Annotated in this window: 13 protein-coding genes and 2 pseudogenes; 7 read left to right on the top strand and 8 right to left on the bottom strand. The window is 70.2% G+C overall.

The genetic code is table 11. The features are described from left to right. The first annotated feature begins 97 nt into the window (after nt 1–97). Nucleotides 98–1,762 carry an LCP family protein gene (locus tag AAW14_RS15665; protein WP_265564332.1) on the top strand — a complete coding sequence of 555 codons (1,665 nt, stop codon included), beginning with the start codon at nt 98–100 and terminating at the stop codon, nt 1,760–1,762. 58 nt (nt 1,763–1,820) lie between these two features. Here the strand turns inward: AAW14_RS15665 and AAW14_RS15660 are convergent, their stop codons facing one another. After that, nucleotides 1,821–2,849, bottom strand: coding sequence for a glycosyltransferase family 2 protein (locus AAW14_RS15660; protein WP_265564329.1), 1,029 nt, complete (start codon nt 2,847–2,849; stop codon nt 1,821–1,823). Between the two features lie 225 nt (nt 2,850–3,074). On the opposite strand from AAW14_RS15660, the gene AAW14_RS15655 reads away from it, so the two are divergent. Further along, complete coding sequence (locus AAW14_RS15655) at nt 3,075–4,448, top strand: LCP family protein (RefSeq protein WP_265564386.1); 1,374 nt, start codon at nt 3,075–3,077, stop codon at nt 4,446–4,448. Nucleotides 4,449–4,508: 60 nt separating this feature from the next. On the opposite strand, the gene AAW14_RS15650 is transcribed toward AAW14_RS15655, so the two are convergent. Next, nucleotides 4,509–5,081: an acyl-CoA thioesterase gene (locus AAW14_RS15650; protein ID WP_265564327.1), complete on the bottom strand. Its 573-nt coding sequence runs from the start codon at nt 5,079–5,081 to the stop codon at nt 4,509–4,511. Nucleotides 5,082–5,201: 120 nt separating this feature from the next. Here AAW14_RS15650 and AAW14_RS15645 point away from each other — a divergent pair, with 120 nt between their 5' ends. After that, nucleotides 5,202–6,479 (top strand): LCP family protein, encoded by a 1,278-nt coding sequence (locus AAW14_RS15645; RefSeq protein WP_265564325.1) that lies wholly within the window; start codon nt 5,202–5,204, stop codon nt 6,477–6,479. A gap of 79 nt (nt 6,480–6,558) precedes the next feature. On the opposite strand, the pseudogene AAW14_RS15640 reads toward AAW14_RS15645, so the two are convergent. Then, nucleotides 6,559–6,636: pseudogene (locus AAW14_RS15640) on the bottom strand (VOC family protein); the annotation flags it as partial. Here AAW14_RS15640 and AAW14_RS15635 point away from each other — a divergent pair. Continuing rightward, nucleotides 6,629–6,850, top strand: a pseudogene (locus AAW14_RS15635) (CGNR zinc finger domain-containing protein); the annotation flags it as partial. The pseudogenes AAW14_RS15640 and AAW14_RS15635 sit on opposite strands and share 8 nt — an antisense overlap. Before the next feature lie 217 nt (nt 6,851–7,067). Here the strand turns inward: AAW14_RS15635 and AAW14_RS15630 are convergent. After that, nucleotides 7,068–8,411: a UDP-glucose dehydrogenase family protein gene (locus AAW14_RS15630; protein WP_265564323.1), complete on the bottom strand. Its 1,344-nt coding sequence runs from the start codon at nt 8,409–8,411 to the stop codon at nt 7,068–7,070. Between the two features lie 177 nt (nt 8,412–8,588). Here AAW14_RS15630 and AAW14_RS15625 point away from each other — a divergent pair, with 177 nt between their 5' ends. Together AAW14_RS15625 and AAW14_RS15620 are read left to right on the top strand one after the other, a co-directional pair. Next, complete coding sequence (locus tag AAW14_RS15625; RefSeq protein ID WP_265564321.1) at nt 8,589–9,746, top strand: acyl-CoA dehydrogenase; 1,158 nt, start codon at nt 8,589–8,591, stop codon at nt 9,744–9,746. Between the two features lie 268 nt (nt 9,747–10,014). After that, complete coding sequence (locus AAW14_RS15620; protein WP_265564318.1) at nt 10,015–10,437, top strand: hypothetical protein; 423 nt, start codon at nt 10,015–10,017, stop codon at nt 10,435–10,437. 133 nt (nt 10,438–10,570) lie between these two features. On the opposite strand, the gene AAW14_RS15615 is transcribed toward AAW14_RS15620, so the two are convergent. The 3 genes from AAW14_RS15615 to AAW14_RS15605 are packed head-to-tail and all read right to left on the bottom strand — an operon-like array spanning nt 10,571 to nt 13,430. Continuing rightward, entirely contained in the window at nt 10,571–11,758 is a 1,188-nt protein-coding gene (locus tag AAW14_RS15615) for a dipeptidase (RefSeq protein WP_265564316.1), read from the bottom strand. Between the two features lie 5 nt (nt 11,759–11,763). Further along, nucleotides 11,764–12,294, bottom strand: coding sequence for a 5-(carboxyamino)imidazole ribonucleotide mutase (gene purE / locus AAW14_RS15610; RefSeq protein WP_265564315.1), 531 nt, complete (start codon nt 12,292–12,294; stop codon nt 11,764–11,766). Further along, nucleotides 12,291–13,430, bottom strand: a complete 1,140-nt coding sequence (locus AAW14_RS15605; protein ID WP_265564312.1) for a 5-(carboxyamino)imidazole ribonucleotide synthase — start codon at nt 13,428–13,430, stop codon at nt 12,291–12,293. The genes purE and AAW14_RS15605 overlap by 4 nt, the downstream gene beginning before the upstream one ends. A gap of 239 nt (nt 13,431–13,669) precedes the next feature. Between AAW14_RS15605 and AAW14_RS15600 the strand changes: the two genes are divergently transcribed. Further along, nucleotides 13,670–14,212: a GtrA family protein gene (locus AAW14_RS15600; RefSeq protein ID WP_265564309.1), complete on the top strand. Its 543-nt coding sequence runs from the start codon at nt 13,670–13,672 to the stop codon at nt 14,210–14,212. 17 nt (nt 14,213–14,229) lie between these two features. Here AAW14_RS15600 and AAW14_RS15595 read toward each other — a convergent pair whose 3' ends face one another. Continuing rightward, nucleotides 14,230–15,507, bottom strand: coding sequence for an ATP-binding protein (locus tag AAW14_RS15595; protein WP_265564307.1), 1,278 nt, complete (start codon nt 15,505–15,507; stop codon nt 14,230–14,232). Between the last annotated feature and the right edge of the window lie 151 nt (nt 15,508–15,658).

Below are 15,658 nucleotides of genomic sequence, written 5' to 3'. Positions count from 1 at the left end.
GTTCCGCCGCAGGGCGAAGGTCCCAGGGCGCAACGAGGCGTCCGCCGGACCGCCGGACGGACCCGTTCGTCGGGCGCAGGGTGGGGAGGGCAGGTACTTGGTGCAGAGCGACGTGCGTGGAAAGGGGGAGCGACCACGTGTCCGGCAGGCCGGTGAACTGGGCTGGGACGACAGTGTGTACGAAAAGAACGGCGACGGCGTTCAGGACGGCCACGACGGTCCGTCGGCCGGGCCGGGCGACGGCGACAGAGGGGGCCACGGCGCCGGGGGCGGGGAACGCCCGGGCCGCAGACGCCGCGTACTGCGCTGGTCGGCGACGGTCCTGGCGGTTGTCATACTCGGCACCGCCGGCGCGGGATATCTCTACTACCAGCACCTGAACGACAACCTGAAGAAGGACGACCTCAACATCGGCGACGCCAAGGACCGGGCGGCCGAGTCGAAGCCGAACGCGGCGGGCCAGATCCCGCTGAACATCCTTCTCATCGGGTCGGACGCGCGTGACTCCGCGGAGAACCAGAAACTCGGCGGCGCGAAGGACACCTTCGGGGGACCGCCGAACGCCGATGTGCAGATGCTGGTGCACGTCTCGGCGGACCGAACCAACATGTCGGTGGTCAGCATGCCGCGCGACACCCTGCTGCCGGTACCCAAGTGCACCGACCCGAAGACCCAGCAGGTCTACACGGCTTCGACGCTGGCGATGGCGAACGACTCACTGCGCCGCGGAGGCCCCGGCTGCACGGTCGCCACCTGGGAGAAGCTGACCGACATCCACATCGACCACTTCATGATGGTCGACTTCTCGGGTGTGGTGTCGATGGCGGACGCCATCGGCGGCGTCCCGGTGTGCGTCGACAAGAACATCTACTCGCACACCTCCTCCGGCCACGGCTCGGGCCTGAAGCTGAAGGCGGGAACCACCTCCGTCAAGGGCGAGCAGGCCCTGCAGTGGCTGCGCACGCGGTACGGGTTCGAGGACGGCAGCGACATCGCGCGGACCAAGGCGCAGCACCAGTACATGAGCTCGATGGTCCGCCAGCTGCGCGCCAACGCCACCCTGAGCAACCCGGACAAGCTGCGCAAGCTCGCCGAAACGGCCACCTCGGCGCTCACCGTCGACAACGGGCTCGGCACGGTCGCGAAGCTCTACGATCTGAGCACCGAGCTGAAGAAGGTGCCAACCGCCCGCATCACGATGACGACGATGCCGTTCGTGTACTCCGGAGAGCGCGTGCTGCCCAAGCCGGGCGACGCGGAGAAGCTGTTCCGTCTGGTGCGCGAGGACATCGCGCTGGACGGCAAGGACACGCAGAAGAAGCCCGCGCCCGCGCCGGCGACGGCGCCGACCGACAGCGACGACAAGATCGCGGTTCAGGTGCAGAACGGCACCCGCACCTCCACGCAGGCGCCGGTGCGGGGAAGGGCGTCCGCGATGGCGCAGGTCCTCGTCGACAAGGGCTTCACCGAGGCAAGGGCCGACTCCTCGACGGTGCTCTCCGAGGACACGACGGTGATCCGCTATCCGAGCGCGGACCTGAAGGGCGACGCCGAGCGGGTCGCCAAGGCCCTGGGCATCCCGGGGGGTTCGGTGCAGAAGTCGACGGACGTCTCCGGGGTCACCCTCGTGGTGGGCGCCGACTGGCGCTCGGACAGCGCGTACCAGGCGCCCAAGGAGGACAACAAGACCCCGACGACCGCGAACGTGCTCAACGGCGCGGACAAGCAGTGCATGCAGGTGGATCCGAACTACTCCTGGTGACCGCGTGGGTCGGGGCCCTCTCCGCCCGGGCAGGGCCCCGATATCTCTGCGCAGGCGCTCAGTTCGCGGCGATGACCGCTGGCCGCCGCGACGCGATGACCTTCTTCGCCAGTGACTTCGGGCTGGTGAGGAATCCCCAGCCCCAGGACATGTGCATGGTCGCGAGGGCGACGGGAATCCGCAGGCGTGCCGCGAGCGGCAGGCCCTTGCCCGCGGGGACCGAGCCGAGGGCGATCGCCGCAAGATAGCCGCCGGGGATCAGGAAGCCCCACGGGGTGAGCGCGGCGCCCACCACGACGCCCGCCGCGATCGCGCAGACCGCGGTCGGCGGGGCGAGGTAGCGAAGGTTGATGGAGCCCTCGTGGTAGCGGGCGACGACGTGCCGCCAGCGGCCGTAGTCCTTGTACTGCTTGGCGAGGGCGCGCACCGAAGGCCGGGGACGGTACGACACCTTCAGCTCCGGCGAGAACCAGATCAGGCCGCCCGCCTCGCGGATGCGGAAGTTGAGCTCCCAGTCCTGGGCGCGGATGAACTCCTCGTTGTAGCCGCCCTGCTGCTCCAGGGCCTCGCGCCGGAAGACGCCGAGGTAGACCGTCTCCGCCTGACCGGCCTCGCCGCCCGTGTGGAAGGCGGCGTTCCCGACGCCGATCTTCGAGGTCATGGCGGCGGCGACCGCGTGCTCCCAGTCGTTCTCGCCCTCGGCGTGCATGATGCCGCCGACGTTCTGCGCGCCGGTCTCCTCCAGGAGGCGTACGGCGGTCGCGATGTAGTTCGGCGAGAGCATCCCGTGACCGTCGACGCGGACCACGACGGGGTGACGGGATGCCTTGATCGCGGCGTTGAGCGCGGCGGGCGTGCGCCCGGTCGGATTGGGGACCGTGTGCACGCGGGGGTCCTCGCGCACCAGCTCGGCCGCGATCTCGTCCGTGCGGTCCGTGGACGGACCGAGGGCGATCACGACCTCCGTCTCACCGCCGTACTCCTGGGCCAGGATCGCTTGGACGGCCCCCCGCAGATGCCGCTCCTCGTTGAGGACGGGCATGATCACGGATACGGCGGGGAGCTGCGCGTCGGGCTTGGCGTTCATAGGGGCCTCACGTTACCGCGAACGGGGGACACCGGTGCGCGCCGCCCGGGCGCCGCCGGGGGCCGCAGATCGTATCGGCCTACGGTGCTGGCATCCCTGCCCAGTCCCACGGAGGTCTCCCCCGTGCCCACGCCGTCCCGCCCGCCCGCGCGCCGTCAGCCGGCCCGTCGCTCCCCCGCCCGGCGGCCCCCCGTCCGGCGGCGGAAGTCGCGCTGGGCCGGGCGGATGGTCACCACGGTCTCCGTGGTGGTCCTCGCCTCGGCCGGTATCGGGCATGCGGTGCTGACCAGCCTCGACGCGGGCATCGACCGCGTCGACCCGTTCAGGGACATGAAGAACCGCCCAGCCGCGGGCCACGGCATGAACGTCCTGCTGGTCGGCACCGACGGCCGCGAAAAGATCACGGAGGCGCAGCGCCGGACGTTCCACCTGGGTGGCGCCCCCTGTCACTGCACGGACACCATCATGATCGTGCACATCTCGGCGGACCTGGACCGGGCGACCGTGGTCAGCCTGCCGCGCGACTCGTACGCGGAGGTGCCGGCGCACACCGACAACACGACCGGGCAGCAGCACGGCGTCCATCCGATCAGGCTGAACGCGGCGTACGCGGAGGGCGGCCCGAGTCTGACCGTGCGCACGGTCGAGAGCATGACCCACCTCAAGATCGACCACTATCTGGAGGTCGACTTCGTCAGCTTCATGCGGACGGTCGACGTGCTCGGCGGTGTCCGCGTGTGCACCACGCAGCCCCTGAAGGACTCGTACACCGGACTCGACCTGAGCGCGGGCACCCATCAGCTCGGTGGCGGCCAGGCGCTGCAGTACGTTCGGTCCCGGCATGTCGACGGGGCCTCCGACCTGGGCCGGATGCAGCGGCAGCAGAAGTTCCTCGCCGCGCTGATCGAGCGGGCGACCTCGTCGGGGGTACTTCTGAACCCGCTGAAGGTGCGGGACGTGGCGGGAGCCGTGCTCGGCTCGGTACGGGCGGACCAGGGCTTCGGCACCGACCAGCTGCTCGACCTGGGCCGCGGAATGCGGAACTTCTCACCGCGCTCGTCCGAGTTCACGACCGTTCCGATCGGTGACTTGAAGTACCAGGTCAAGGGCCTCGGCTCGACGGTGAAGTGGGACGACGCGAAGGCGCGGGCGCTGTTCGAGACCCTGCGCGACGACAAGCCGCTCGCACCGCCCCGACCCAAGGACAAGGGCCCGGCCGCGGTGCGCGTGGACGCCGACCCGGCGCAGATCCGGGTGCAGGTCGAGAACGGGACGGCCACGGAAGGGCTCGGCAGGCGCGTCGACGACGGTCTCGCGGCCACCGGGTTCCGCACGACCCGCCATCCGGCGAACGCGCCGGACCACACCGTGCGGCGCACGGTCGTGCTGTACGACCCCCGCTGGGACCGCCCGGCGAAGGCGCTCGCGGCGGCTCTGCCGGGCAGCGAACTGCGGACGGCGCCGGGGCAGGGAGAGCAGCTGAAGGTCATCGCGGGCACGGACTTCAGGGAGGTGCGCCGGGTGAGAGCGGCGGATCCGCAGGGGCTGGCGGGGCCGCACCAGCCGGTCGTGACCGGGGACCAGGTGGTGTGCCCGTAGCGGCCGGGCGCCGGCCTGCAGATGCAGCCGCCCCGGGTCCGTCACGCCCCCGCGACACCCTCAGTCCGAGTAACCCTCCGCGGCCCTCTTCTCCCGCAGTTCCATGATCTCGCGGCGGCGGGCCAGGCGGTGGGTGCGGCGGATCTGCGCCTCCTGGTAGCGGCGCCTGTCCCGCTCGGTCTCCGGTATGACCGGCGGCACCGGCCGCGGCTTGCCGTCGGCGTCGACCGCGGCGAAGACGAGGTACGCGGAGCCGACCTGGGTGGCCGGTGCCGACTCGTTCCAGCGCTCGGCCAGGACCCGGACTCCGACCTCCATCGATGTGCGGCCGGTCCAGTTGACCTGGGCCTTCACATGGACGAGGTCGCCGACTCTGACCGGCTCCAGGAACGCCATCTCGTCCATGGACGCGGTGACGGCCGGGCCGCCGGAGTGCCGGCCGGCCACGGCGCCCGCCGCGTCGTCGACGAGTTTCATGATCACACCGCCGTGCACGGTGCCCAGCAGGTTGGTGTCGTTGTGGGTCATGATGTGACTGAGGGTGGTCCGGGACGCGGCGGTGGGCTTCCCTGGGAGATCACCCGCGATTTCACCCGGAATTACTGATTCCGGCGCAGGAGCCTGGTCTGTCATGCCGTCCACCCTATGCCGGGGGCGTGACCTGGAGACTTTGTGTCAGCTTCGCAACAGCACTGACCCCGTTCTTCGTCATCTCTTGTCGGGAGCACCACCCGACCCGGCACACTGGGGCGCATGAACGATTGGCCCGAGGGATGGTCCGACCACAGCCGCGGCAACCGCTACGGACGCGGCAGCACCAGCGCGCAGCCCGAGGGCGCGCGCGTGATGCGCCAGGTCCGGCGCGAGCCCGGCGGTCCGCGCGGCCCTCAGGCCGCCCCGCCGTACGGCGGGGTACCGCGGCAGCCCACATACGCGGACGAGCAGGGTTACGACGATTACGACAGCGGCTACAACACGGGCCAGGTCTACGGGACGCCGGGGGGCGGCCCGCAGGGACCGGGCGGCGGACCGCTGGGGCCGCGCCCGGGGCCGAACTGGCGCCGCCGGATCAAGTGGACCGCGATCACGCTGGTCACCGCGCTGGTGGTGACGTCCGTCGCCACGTACTTCTGGGCCGACTCCAAGCTCCACCGCGATGTCGACCTGTCCAAGGTCATCGACCGCCCGGCCGCGGGCCAGGGCACGAACTACCTGATCGTCGGCTCCGACAGCCGTGCCGGACTGTCGGACGCGGACAAGCAGAAGCTGCACACCGGGTCCGCCGAGGGCAAGCGCACGGACACGATGATGATCCTGCACACCGGCGACAACGGCTCCACGCTGATCTCGCTGCCCCGTGACTCCGACGTGGAGATCCCGAGCTACAAGGGCTCCGCGTCCGGCAAGGTCTACCAGGGCAGAGGCCGCCACACGAAGCTGAACGCCGCGTACGCGGAGGACGGCCCCGAGCTGCTGGTCCGCACGGTCGAGTACAACACCGGGCTGCACATCGACCACTACGCGGAGATCGGGTTCGCCGGCTTCGCGAACATCGTGGACGCGGTCGGCGGTGTCACGCTCACGATCGACAAGGGTTTCAAGGACAAGTACTCGGGAGCCGACTTCCAGGCCGGCACCCAGACGCTCAACGGCGGCCAGGCCCTGGCCTTCGTCCGCACCCGGCACGCCTTCGCCGCGAGCGACCTCCAGCGCACGAAGAACCAGCAGATGTTCCTGTCCGCGCTGGCCCACCAGGTGGCGACGCCGTCGACGGTCCTCAACCCGTTCAGGCTCTACCCGACGATGGGCGCGGGCCTGGACTCCCTCACCGTCGACAAGGGCATGAGCCTGTGGGACCTGGCCGACATGTTCTGGTCGATGAAGGGCGTCACCAGCGGCAGCGGCAAGTCCATGAACATGCCCGTCTCCGGCTCGACCGGCGGCGGCAACCTGCTGTGGGACAAGGCCAAGGTCAAGACACTGACGGACGAGCTGAAGAACGACCAGCCGGTGACGGTGTCCGGCAACTGAGCCCCGGGCGTCCCCATCGGAAAGGGCCCCGCCGGGCGCTTCGGCGGGGCCCTTCGCGCACCCGGGGGCCTGAGGTGCCTCAGCAGGCGCAGAGGCAGAACGGATGCCCCGCGGGGTCCGCGTTTACCCGGAAGGTGCGCGAGCGGTCCTCCGCCTCCCTCGCCCCCGCCGACGGGGGACCCCTGCTCTCCCGCGTGGCGGTGGCCGTGGCCGGAGGCGCTCACCGCGGGCACCTGGCCGCGCCTCAAGGCCTGCGAACTGCCCGACTGCACTGGGCGTACTACGACCGCGGCCCGGTCGGCAAGGGGCGCTGGTGCTCGATGTCGGTGTGTGGAGCGCGCGCGAAGATGCGGCGGTACCGGGCGAAGTAGGCGCACGACGCGCACCGTCGGGCACTTGCCGCTCGCGCGTGACGGCGGTGGTGCAGAATGCAACAGGACGCCGGTCCGGCCGACTGAGCCTCGGCCGGACCGGCGTCGCCCGTCTCCCCGGCTCTTCGGACGGCGGAGCGGCTCTTCGGTTCTCCCGCGCGGCGGGGCGGCTCCCCTACGCGGTGGAGCGGCTCCCCTAAGCGGTGGGGCGGCTCCCCTACGCGGTGGGGCGGCCCATGGCCCGGTACGTCCACCCCGCCCGGCGCCACAGCTCCGGGTCGAGCGCGTTGCGGCCGTCGAGGATCACCCGGGCGGCGACCGCCTCGCCCAGCTTCGCCGGGTCGAGCTCCCGGAACTCGCGCCACTCGGTGAGGTGCAGCACCACGTCGGCGCCGCGTACCGCCGCGGGGGCGGTGTCGGCGTACCCGAGGGTCGGGAATATCCGCCGGGCGTTCTCCATGCCCTTGGGGTCGTAGACCGTCACCTGGCCGCCCTGGAGGTGGATCTGCCCGGCCACGTTCAGCGCGGGCGAGTCGCGTACGTCGTCGGAGTCGGGCTTGAAGGTCGCGCCGAGCACCGCCACCCGCTTGCCGAGGAAGGAGCCGCCGCCCAGCGCCTCGCGCGCCATCTCCACCATCTGGCCGCGGCGGCGCATGTTGATGGAGTCGATCTCGCGCAGGAAGGTCAGCGCCTGGTCGGCGCCCAGCTCACCGGCGCGCGCCATGAAGGCCCGGATGTCCTTCGGCAGGCAGCCGCCGCCGAAGCCGATCCCGGCACGCAGGAACTTCTTCCCGATCCGCTCGTCGTGGCCAATGGCCTCCGCCAGCTTGACCACGTCGCCGCCCGCGGCCTCGCAGACCTCCGCCATCGCGTTGATGAAGGAGATCTTGGTGGCCAGGAAGGAGTTCGCCGAGGTCTTCACCAGCTCGGCGGTCGGGAAGTCGGTGACGACGAAGGGCGAGCCCTCGCCGACCGGGGTCGCGTACACCTCACGGAGCAGCTTCTCGGCCCGCTCGCTGCGCACGCCGACCACGACCCGGTCCGGGTGCAGCGTGTCCTCCACGGCGAAGCCCTCCCGCAGGAACTCCGGGTTCCAGGCCAGTTCGGCGTCCTCCCCGGCGGGCGCGTGCGCGGCGAGATAGGCGGCCAGCCGGTCCGCGGAGCCGACGGGCACGGTCGACTTGCCGACGACGAGGGCGGGGGCCTTCAGATGGGGGGCGAGCGAGGCGATCGCGGCGTCGACGTAGGACATGTCACAGGCGTACTCGCCGTGCTTCTGCGGGGTGTTCACACAGACGAAGTGGACGTCGCCGAAGTCGGCCAGTTCGGCCCAGTCCATGGTGAAGCGCAGCCGCCCGGTGGAGCCCTCGATGCCCGCGACGTGCTTGTGCAGCAGTTCCTCGAGACCCGGCTCGAACATGGGGGCCTCACCCCGCTCGAGCTTCTCGATCTTCTCGCGGACGACGTCGAGGGCGAGCACCTCGAACCCGAGTTCAGCCATGGCCGCGGCGTGCGTGGCGCCGAGATAGCCGGTGCCGATCACGGTGATCTTGAGGCTCATGGGGTGCTCCAGGAGGTAAGGCGGTGAATCGGTGCCCGAGCATAGCCGGGGCCCTTGGCGGGCAGGTTTCCCGCTGTCGCCAAGCTCACGTATCACTCGTGTGGGCGTACCCCTAAAATTTGGGTTACTTAACGGTAATTAGCGTCGGCATCGCAGCGTTTTGGAGCGTGAGAGACCTTGGCCGGATCGGCTGACTTCGACCTGTACCGCCCGTCGGAGGAGCACGACATGCTCCGTGACGCCATCCGCTCGCTGGCCGAGGCGAAGATCGCGCCGCACGCCACAGCGGTGGACGAGGAGGCCCGCTTCCCGCAGGAGGCGCTGGAGTCCCTCGTCGCGAACGACCTCCACGCGGTCCACGTGCCCGACGAGTACGGCGGGGCCGGCGCGGACGCGCTCGCCACGGTCATCGTGATCGAGGAGGTGGCCCGCGTCTGCGTGTCCTCCTCGCTGATCCCGGCCGTGAACAAGCTCGGCTCCCTGCCGGTGATCCTCTCCGGCTCCGAGGAGCTGAAGAAGAGGTACCTGGCTCCGCTGGCAAAGGGCGATGCGATGTTCTCGTACTGCCTGTCCGAGCCGGAGGCGGGCTCCGACGCCGTCGGCATGAAGACGAAGGCGGTCCGCGACGGCGACGAGTGGGTCCTCAACGGCGTGAAGCGCTGGATCACCAACGCGGGCGTATCCGAGTACTACACGGTCATGGCGGTGACCGACCCGGCCAAGCGCTCCAAGGGCATATCGGCCTTCGTGGTCGAGAAGTCGGACCCGGGTGTCTCCTTCGGCGCCCCGGAGAAGAAGCTCGGCATCAAGGGCTCCCCCACCCGCGAGGTCTACTTCGACAACGTCCGCATCTCGGCGGACCGCATGATCGGCGAGGAGGGCACCGGCTTCGCCACGGCGATGCGCACCCTCGACCACACCCGCATCACCATCGCCGCCCAGGCCCTCGGCGTCGCCCAGGGCGCCTTCGACTACGCCAAGAACTACGTCCAGGAGCGCAAGCAGTTCGGCAAGCCGATCGCCGACTTCCAGGGCATCCAGTTCATGCTCGCCGACATGGCGATGAAGATCGAGGCGGCCCGGCAGCTGACGTACGCGGCCGCGGCCAAGTCGGAGCGGGGCGACAGCGACCTGACCTTCCAGGGCGCGGCGGCCAAGTGCTTCGCCTCGGACGTGGCGATGGAGGTCACCACGGACGCCGTCCAGCTCCTCGGCGGGTACGGCTACACCCGTGACTACCCGGTGGAGCGCATGATGCGCGACGCGAAGATCACGCAGATTTACGAAGGCACGAACCAAGTTCAGCGGATCGTGATGGCCAGGAACCTCCCCTGACGGCCACCAGCACAAACGACACAGCCCTCGGCATGATGCCGGGGGCTGTTCTCGTACGGGGTTCGGACGACGGAAGGCGAGCAGGCCGGCCGACACCCGTAGATCATTTACGGGACAAGGCTCAGCTGCGCCTCCTCCGTAAGGCATCCGGCCGTGACGTCGTATGAGCGGTGGTCCCCGTCATCCCGGGACAGACACTCGACGAGGAAGTCCGCCTCTCCAGCCCCCGTCCTTTACACTTTCGTCGTCACACAGCGTGAGGAATAATGTGAGCAGCGTAAACAAAACGCCGCGCAGACCGTGGCGCACCCTTGGCGCCGCGGTGATCGTCGCGCTCGTCGCGCAGTCAACTGCGCTCATCGCCCACCAAATGCAGATCGACGATCTGCGGACACAGCACATCGACCTCCAGGGACACCTCGTCGAGCCCGGCCCCTCCGGTCCGTCCGGCCCGACCGGTCCCGCCGGCCCCACCGGCCCGCCGGGCAAGGAGGGCAAGCGCGGGCGGGACGGGAGGGACGGTCATAGCGGTAGGAGGGGGCATGAGGGCAGGAGGGGTCTTGACGGAAGGAACGGGAAGGACGGGAGGAACGGGAACGACGGAAGGACCGGGAAGGACGGCAAGGGCAGCAAGGGAAGCAAGGGCGGGGAAGACGCTGACGCCGAGCCGTCGCCGACCGAGACCGACTGAGACTGTGGGAGCGGAGTTCTTCGACCAGCCCGTGTTGCAGTCGGGCTTCGTGCGCGCCGCGTAACCTGCGCCGAGCCTGTTTGTCTGGCGCGCGGCCGGCAGGGCACCGGCCGCGGTCGGTGCCCCCTCGGCGTCAGCCGTCCAGCTGTTGCAGCGTCGCGTTCGACGGGCCGCGGCGTGCCTGGAGGTCACGGGCCACGTCCTCGGCCGCGCCCAGCACCCGGACCGCGTTCTGCCAGGTCAGTTTGGCCAGGTCCGACTTCGACCAGCGGCGGTCCAGGAGTTCCGCGACGAGGTTCGGGTAGCCGGAGACATCGCCGAGGCCGTCCGGCGTGAAAGCCGTGCCGTCGTAGTCGCCGCCGATGCCCAGATGGTCGATGCCCGCCGCCTCGCGCATGTGATCCAGGTGGTCGGCGACCGTCGCGACCGTCGCGACGGGGCGCGGGTTCCGCTCCTCGAAGGCGCGATGGATCTTCATCGCGTCGGGGGTCGTGTCGAGGTGGTGGAAGCCGTGCGCCCGCATGTTCTCGTCCGCCGCGGCCGTCCACTCGACCGCCGCCTGGAGCACGAACTTCGGCACGAACGTCACCATCGCCACACCACCGTTGGCGGGCAGGCGTTCGAGGACGTCGTCGGGGATGTTCCGCGGGTGGTCGCACACAGCCCGGGCGGAGGAGTGGGAGAAGATCACCGGGGCGGTGGTGGTGTCCAGCGCGTCCCGCATCGTCGTCGCGGCCACATGGGAGAGGTCGACGAGCATGCCGACGCGGTTCATCTCGCGGACGACCTCACGGCCGAACTCCGTCAGGCCGCCGGCCTTCGGCTCGTCGGTCGCCGAGTCCGCCCATGCGACGTTGTAGTTGTGGGTGAGCGTCATGTAGCGCACCCCCAGCTCGTACAACCCCCGCAGCGTGCCGAGGGAATTGGCGATCGAGTGGCCGCCCTCGGCCCCCATCAGGGAGGCGATGCGGCCGTCGTCGCGCGCCGCCTCCATGTCGGCCGCGGTCAGAGCCCTGTGCAGATCGGCCGGGTGACGGGCTATCAACTGCCGTACGCAGTCGATCTGTTCGAGCGTCGCGGGGACCGGGTCGGGCAGATCGCAGCGCACGTACACGGACCAGAACTGGGCGCCGACGCCGCCCTCGCGCAGCCTCGGCAGATCGGTGTGCAGATGCGCCTTCTGGTGGGCGGCGATGTCGCGGGCGTCCAGGTCGTAGCGGACCTGTTCGCGCAGCGCCCAGGGCAGATCGTTGTGCCCGTCGACGACCGGGTAGGCGCGCAGCAGCTCCCGGGCTTCGTCCAGCGAGGTCGTCCCCGTCATACCCGTCACTTCCCCGAGTTGAAGCCGAAGCCCGCCGTCGATCCCTCGACCTTGGAGCGCAGGCGCTTGCCCTTCTCGGCGGCCTGATCGTTGAGGTCCTGCTGGAACTCGCGCATCCTGCCGAGGATCTCCTCGTCGTGCGTGGCCAGGATGCGGGCCGCCAGCAGACCGGCGTTTCGGGCACCGCCCACCGAGACCGTCGCCACCGGCACACCGGCCGGCATCTGCACGATCGACAGCAGCGAGTCCATGCCGTCGAGGTACTTCAGCGGGACGGGGACGCCGATGACGGGCAGGGCGGTGACGGAGGCGAGCATGCCGGGCAGGTGCGCGGCGCCGCCGGCACCCGCGATGATCACCTTCAGGCCGCGGTCCACGGCCTGCTCACCGTAAGTGATCATCTCGCGCGGCATCCGGTGCGCGGAGACGACGTCGACCTCGTACGCGATCTCGAACTCGTCGAGGGCCTTGGCGGCGGCCTCCATGACCGGCCAGTCGGAGTCCGACCCCATGACGATGCCAACAACAGGGCTCATTCGGTGATGGTGCCTCTCAGGTAGCCGGCAGCGTGACGGGCGCGCTCCAGCACGTCGTCGAGGTCGTCGCCGTAGGTGTTGACGTGACCGACCTTGCGGCCGGGCTTCACATCCTTGCCGTACATGTGGATCTTGAGCTGCGGGTCGCGGGCCATGCAGTGCAGATACGCGGAGTACATGTCCGGGTAGTCGCCGCCGAGGACGTTCGCCATGACCGTCCACTTCGCGCGCGGGCGCGGGTCGCCGAGCGGGAGGTCGAGGACCGCCCGGACGTGGTTGGCGAACTGCGAGGTGATCGCGCCGTCCTGGGTCCAGTGGCCCGAGTTGTGCGGGCGCATCGCCAGTTCGTTGACGAGGATGCGGCCGTCACGGGTCTCGAACAGTTCGACGGCGAGGTGGCCGACGACGCCGAGTTCCTTGGCGATCGTCAGGGCCAGCTCCTCGGCCTTGAGCGCCGACTCCTCGCCGAGGCCGGGGGCGGGCGCGATCACGGTGTCACAGACCCCGTCGACCTGGCGGGACTCGACGACGGGGTAGGCGACGGCCTGGCCGTGCGGCGAGCGGACGACGTTGGCGGCCAGCTCCCGGGCGAAGTCGACCTTCTCCTCCGCGAGGACAGGAACGCCGGCGCGGAACGGCTCGGCGGCCTCCTCGGCCGACCGGACCACCCACACGCCCTTGCCGTCGTAGCCGCCGCGGACGGTTTTGAGGACGACCGGGAAGCCGTCGCCTTCCGCGGCGAACGCGGCCACGTCCTGCGGGTCCGCCACGATCCGGTGCCGCGGGCACGGCACTCCGATCGCGTCGAGCTTCGCGCGCATCACGCCCTTGTCCTGGGCGTGCACGAGCGCGTCCGGGCCCGGGCGGACGGGGATGCCGTCGGCCTCGAGGGCCCGCAGGTGCTCGGTGGGCACATGTTCGTGATCGAAGGTGATCACGTCACAGCCCCGCGCGAAGGCGCGCAGCGTCTCCAGATCGCGGTAGTCGCCGATGACGACGTCACCTACGACCTGCGCCGCGGAATCCTGAGGGGTGTCACTGAGGAGCTTGAACCTGATGCCGAGCGGGATGCCTGCCTCGTGGGTCATACGAGCGAGCTGGCCCCCGCCGACCATGCCGACTACCGGGAACGTCACGCACCTAGGGTATCGGCCACGCCACGGCGGCCGGTTTCCGTCCCCGTGGTCGCTTTCTTTCCGTCCTCATGTAGACGTCCGTGGGCGCCGTTCACGGGCGCTGGTTAGCATGGCGGCGTTGACGGAACCGCTCGGCGCGTTCAGCCGACCGGCCGATACGACCGGCATGACCGATATCACCGGTTGTGACCGATACGAAACGACCGACCGACTCGAACCCGACGGGGGCTGGCGACACGATGGGCAGTGGTTCCACGGGCCTGAAGGACAACCCCCGGGGCGCGGTGCGCCGCCGCTTCGACCGCCTGGTGCGCGAGATCGCCAAATTCGGCGCCGTCGGCGGGGCGGGTCTGCTGGTCAACCTCCTGGTGTTCAACCTGGTGCGGCACGCCACCGGTCTTCAGGTGGTCCGTGCCAGCATCGTCGCCACCGTCGTCGCGATCATCTTCAACTACATCGGGTTCCGGTACTTCACCTACCGGGACCGTGACAAGAGCGGCCGCACCCGCGAGATGACGCTGTTCCTGGTGTTCAGCGCGGCGGGCCTGGTGATCGAGAACGGCGTGCTGTACGTGGCGACGTACGGGTTCGGGTGGGACAGCCCGCTGCAGAGCAACATCTTCAAGTTCCTCGGCATCGGCCTCGGGACGCTGTTCCGCTTCTGGTCCTACCGCAGCTGGGTCTTCAAGGCGATGCCTGCCGGGGAGGCCGTGGCGGGCGCGGAGTCGATACTCGCGGAGGCCGAGAAGCAGAGCCACCGCGACCAGCACGCCCGCCGCTGAGGCACGGGTCCTGAGCCCTACCTGACCGTCCGCTCCGTCTCCTCGCCCTGCGGCGGCACCTTCAACGGGGTGCGCGACAGGAACAGGCCGAAGACCGGCGGTTTGGCCTGGAGCATCTCCAGACGGCCGCCGTCGGCCTCCGCGAGGTCGCGGGCGACCGCCAGGCCGATACCCGTGGAGTTGCGGCCGCTGATCGTGCGCTCGAAGATGCGGGAGCCCAGCTCGGGCGGCACGCCCGGGCCCTCGTCGGTGACCTCCACGACCGCTTGGTTGCCGGTGACACGGGTGCGCAGCGCGACCGTGCCGCCGCCGTGCATGAGGGAGTTCTCGATCAGGGCGGCCAGCACCTGGGCGACCGCGCCCGGTGTGCCCACGGCCCGCAGATGCCGTTTGCCGGAGCTGACGATCGCCCGGCCCACGCTGCGGTACGCGGGGCGCCACTCGGCGATCTGCTGATGGATGACCTCGTCGAGGTCGAAGGAGACGGCGGAGCCGGTGCGCGGGTCGCGGGCATTGGTCAGCAGCCGTTCCACGACGTCCGTGAGCCGCTCCACCTGCGTGAGCGCGATGGTCGCCTCCTCCTTCACCGTGTCCGGATCGTCCGTGAGGGTGATCTCCTCCAGGCGCATCGACAGGGCCGTGAGGGGCGTGCGCAGTTGATGGGAGGCGTCGGCGGCCAGGCGCCGCTCGGCCGTCAGCATCCGCGCGATCCGTTCGGCCGAGGAGTCGAGGACGTCGGCGACCCGGTCCAGCTCCGGTACGCCGTATCGCTTGTGGCGCGGCCGTGGGTCGCCGGAGCCGAGGCGCTCCGCGGTCTCGGCGAGGTCGGTGAGCGGGGAGGCGAGGCGGTTGGCCTGGCGCACCGCGAGCAGGACCGCGGCGATGATGGCGAGCAGCGCGACCAGGGCGATGACCAGCAGCGTCCGGCCGACCTCGCGGGTGACGGCGGAACGCGGCTCCTCCACACGGACCGTCTCGCCCTCCTCGCCCGTGGCGGTGGAGTGGATGACGTCGCCGACGGGCTTGGTACCGGCCTCGAGGGAGGGCCGGCCGGGGATGTCGATCACCGCGTACTTGTCGCCGGTGACCTGGTCCTCGAGGGTCGCGGAGGTGACTTTCCCGTTACCGAGGAGCCTGCTGTCCACGATGCTGGCCAGCCGCAGCGCCTCGGAGTCGACGCGCTCCTGGGCACTGTTGCTGATCGTGCGGGTCTCGACGATCACCAGGGAGACGCCGAAGACGGCGATCACCACCAGGACGACGGCAAGAGTGGACTGGATGAGACGACGACGCACGGGGCCCTCCGGGCGATGGCTTTACGACGACCAGTGTGCCGCAGTCGCGTCCGCACCCGGGGCGGGCGGCACCCCGTCGAGGGCAGCGGGGAACTGCGCGACCAGCCACAGACGACCCGCAGCCGTCACGCCGCACAAGTCACCGGTCACG

Source organism: Streptomyces hygroscopicus, assembly GCF_026168105.1.
In the GTDB taxonomy this organism is placed as follows: domain Bacteria; phylum Actinomycetota; class Actinomycetes; order Streptomycetales; family Streptomycetaceae; genus Streptomyces; species Streptomyces hygroscopicus_D.
Note: the sequence above shows the minus strand (reverse complement) of the source record. Positions and strands in the feature narration are given on the sequence as shown.

Coding starts and splice junctions, on each gene's coding strand:
- AAW14_RS15660 (WP_265564329.1), bottom strand. CDS start 2,849: ATGAACGCCAAGCCCGACGCGCAGCTCCCCGCCGTATCCGTGATCATG.
- AAW14_RS15655 (WP_265564386.1), top strand. CDS start 3,075: ATGGTCACCACGGTCTCCGTGGTGGTCCTCGCCTCGGCCGGTATCGGG.
- purE (WP_265564315.1), bottom strand. CDS start 12,294: ATGAGCCCTGTTGTTGGCATCGTCATGGGGTCGGACTCCGACTGGCCG.
- AAW14_RS15615 (WP_265564316.1), bottom strand. CDS start 11,758: ATGACGGGGACGACCTCGCTGGACGAAGCCCGGGAGCTGCTGCGCGCC.
- AAW14_RS15645 (WP_265564325.1), top strand. CDS start 5,202: ATGAACGATTGGCCCGAGGGATGGTCCGACCACAGCCGCGGCAACCGC.
- AAW14_RS15650 (WP_265564327.1), bottom strand. CDS start 5,081: ATGACAGACCAGGCTCCTGCGCCGGAATCAGTAATTCCGGGTGAAATC.
- AAW14_RS15630 (WP_265564323.1), bottom strand. CDS start 8,411: ATGAGCCTCAAGATCACCGTGATCGGCACCGGCTATCTCGGCGCCACG.
- AAW14_RS15600 (WP_265564309.1), top strand. CDS start 13,670: ATGGGCAGTGGTTCCACGGGCCTGAAGGACAACCCCCGGGGCGCGGTG.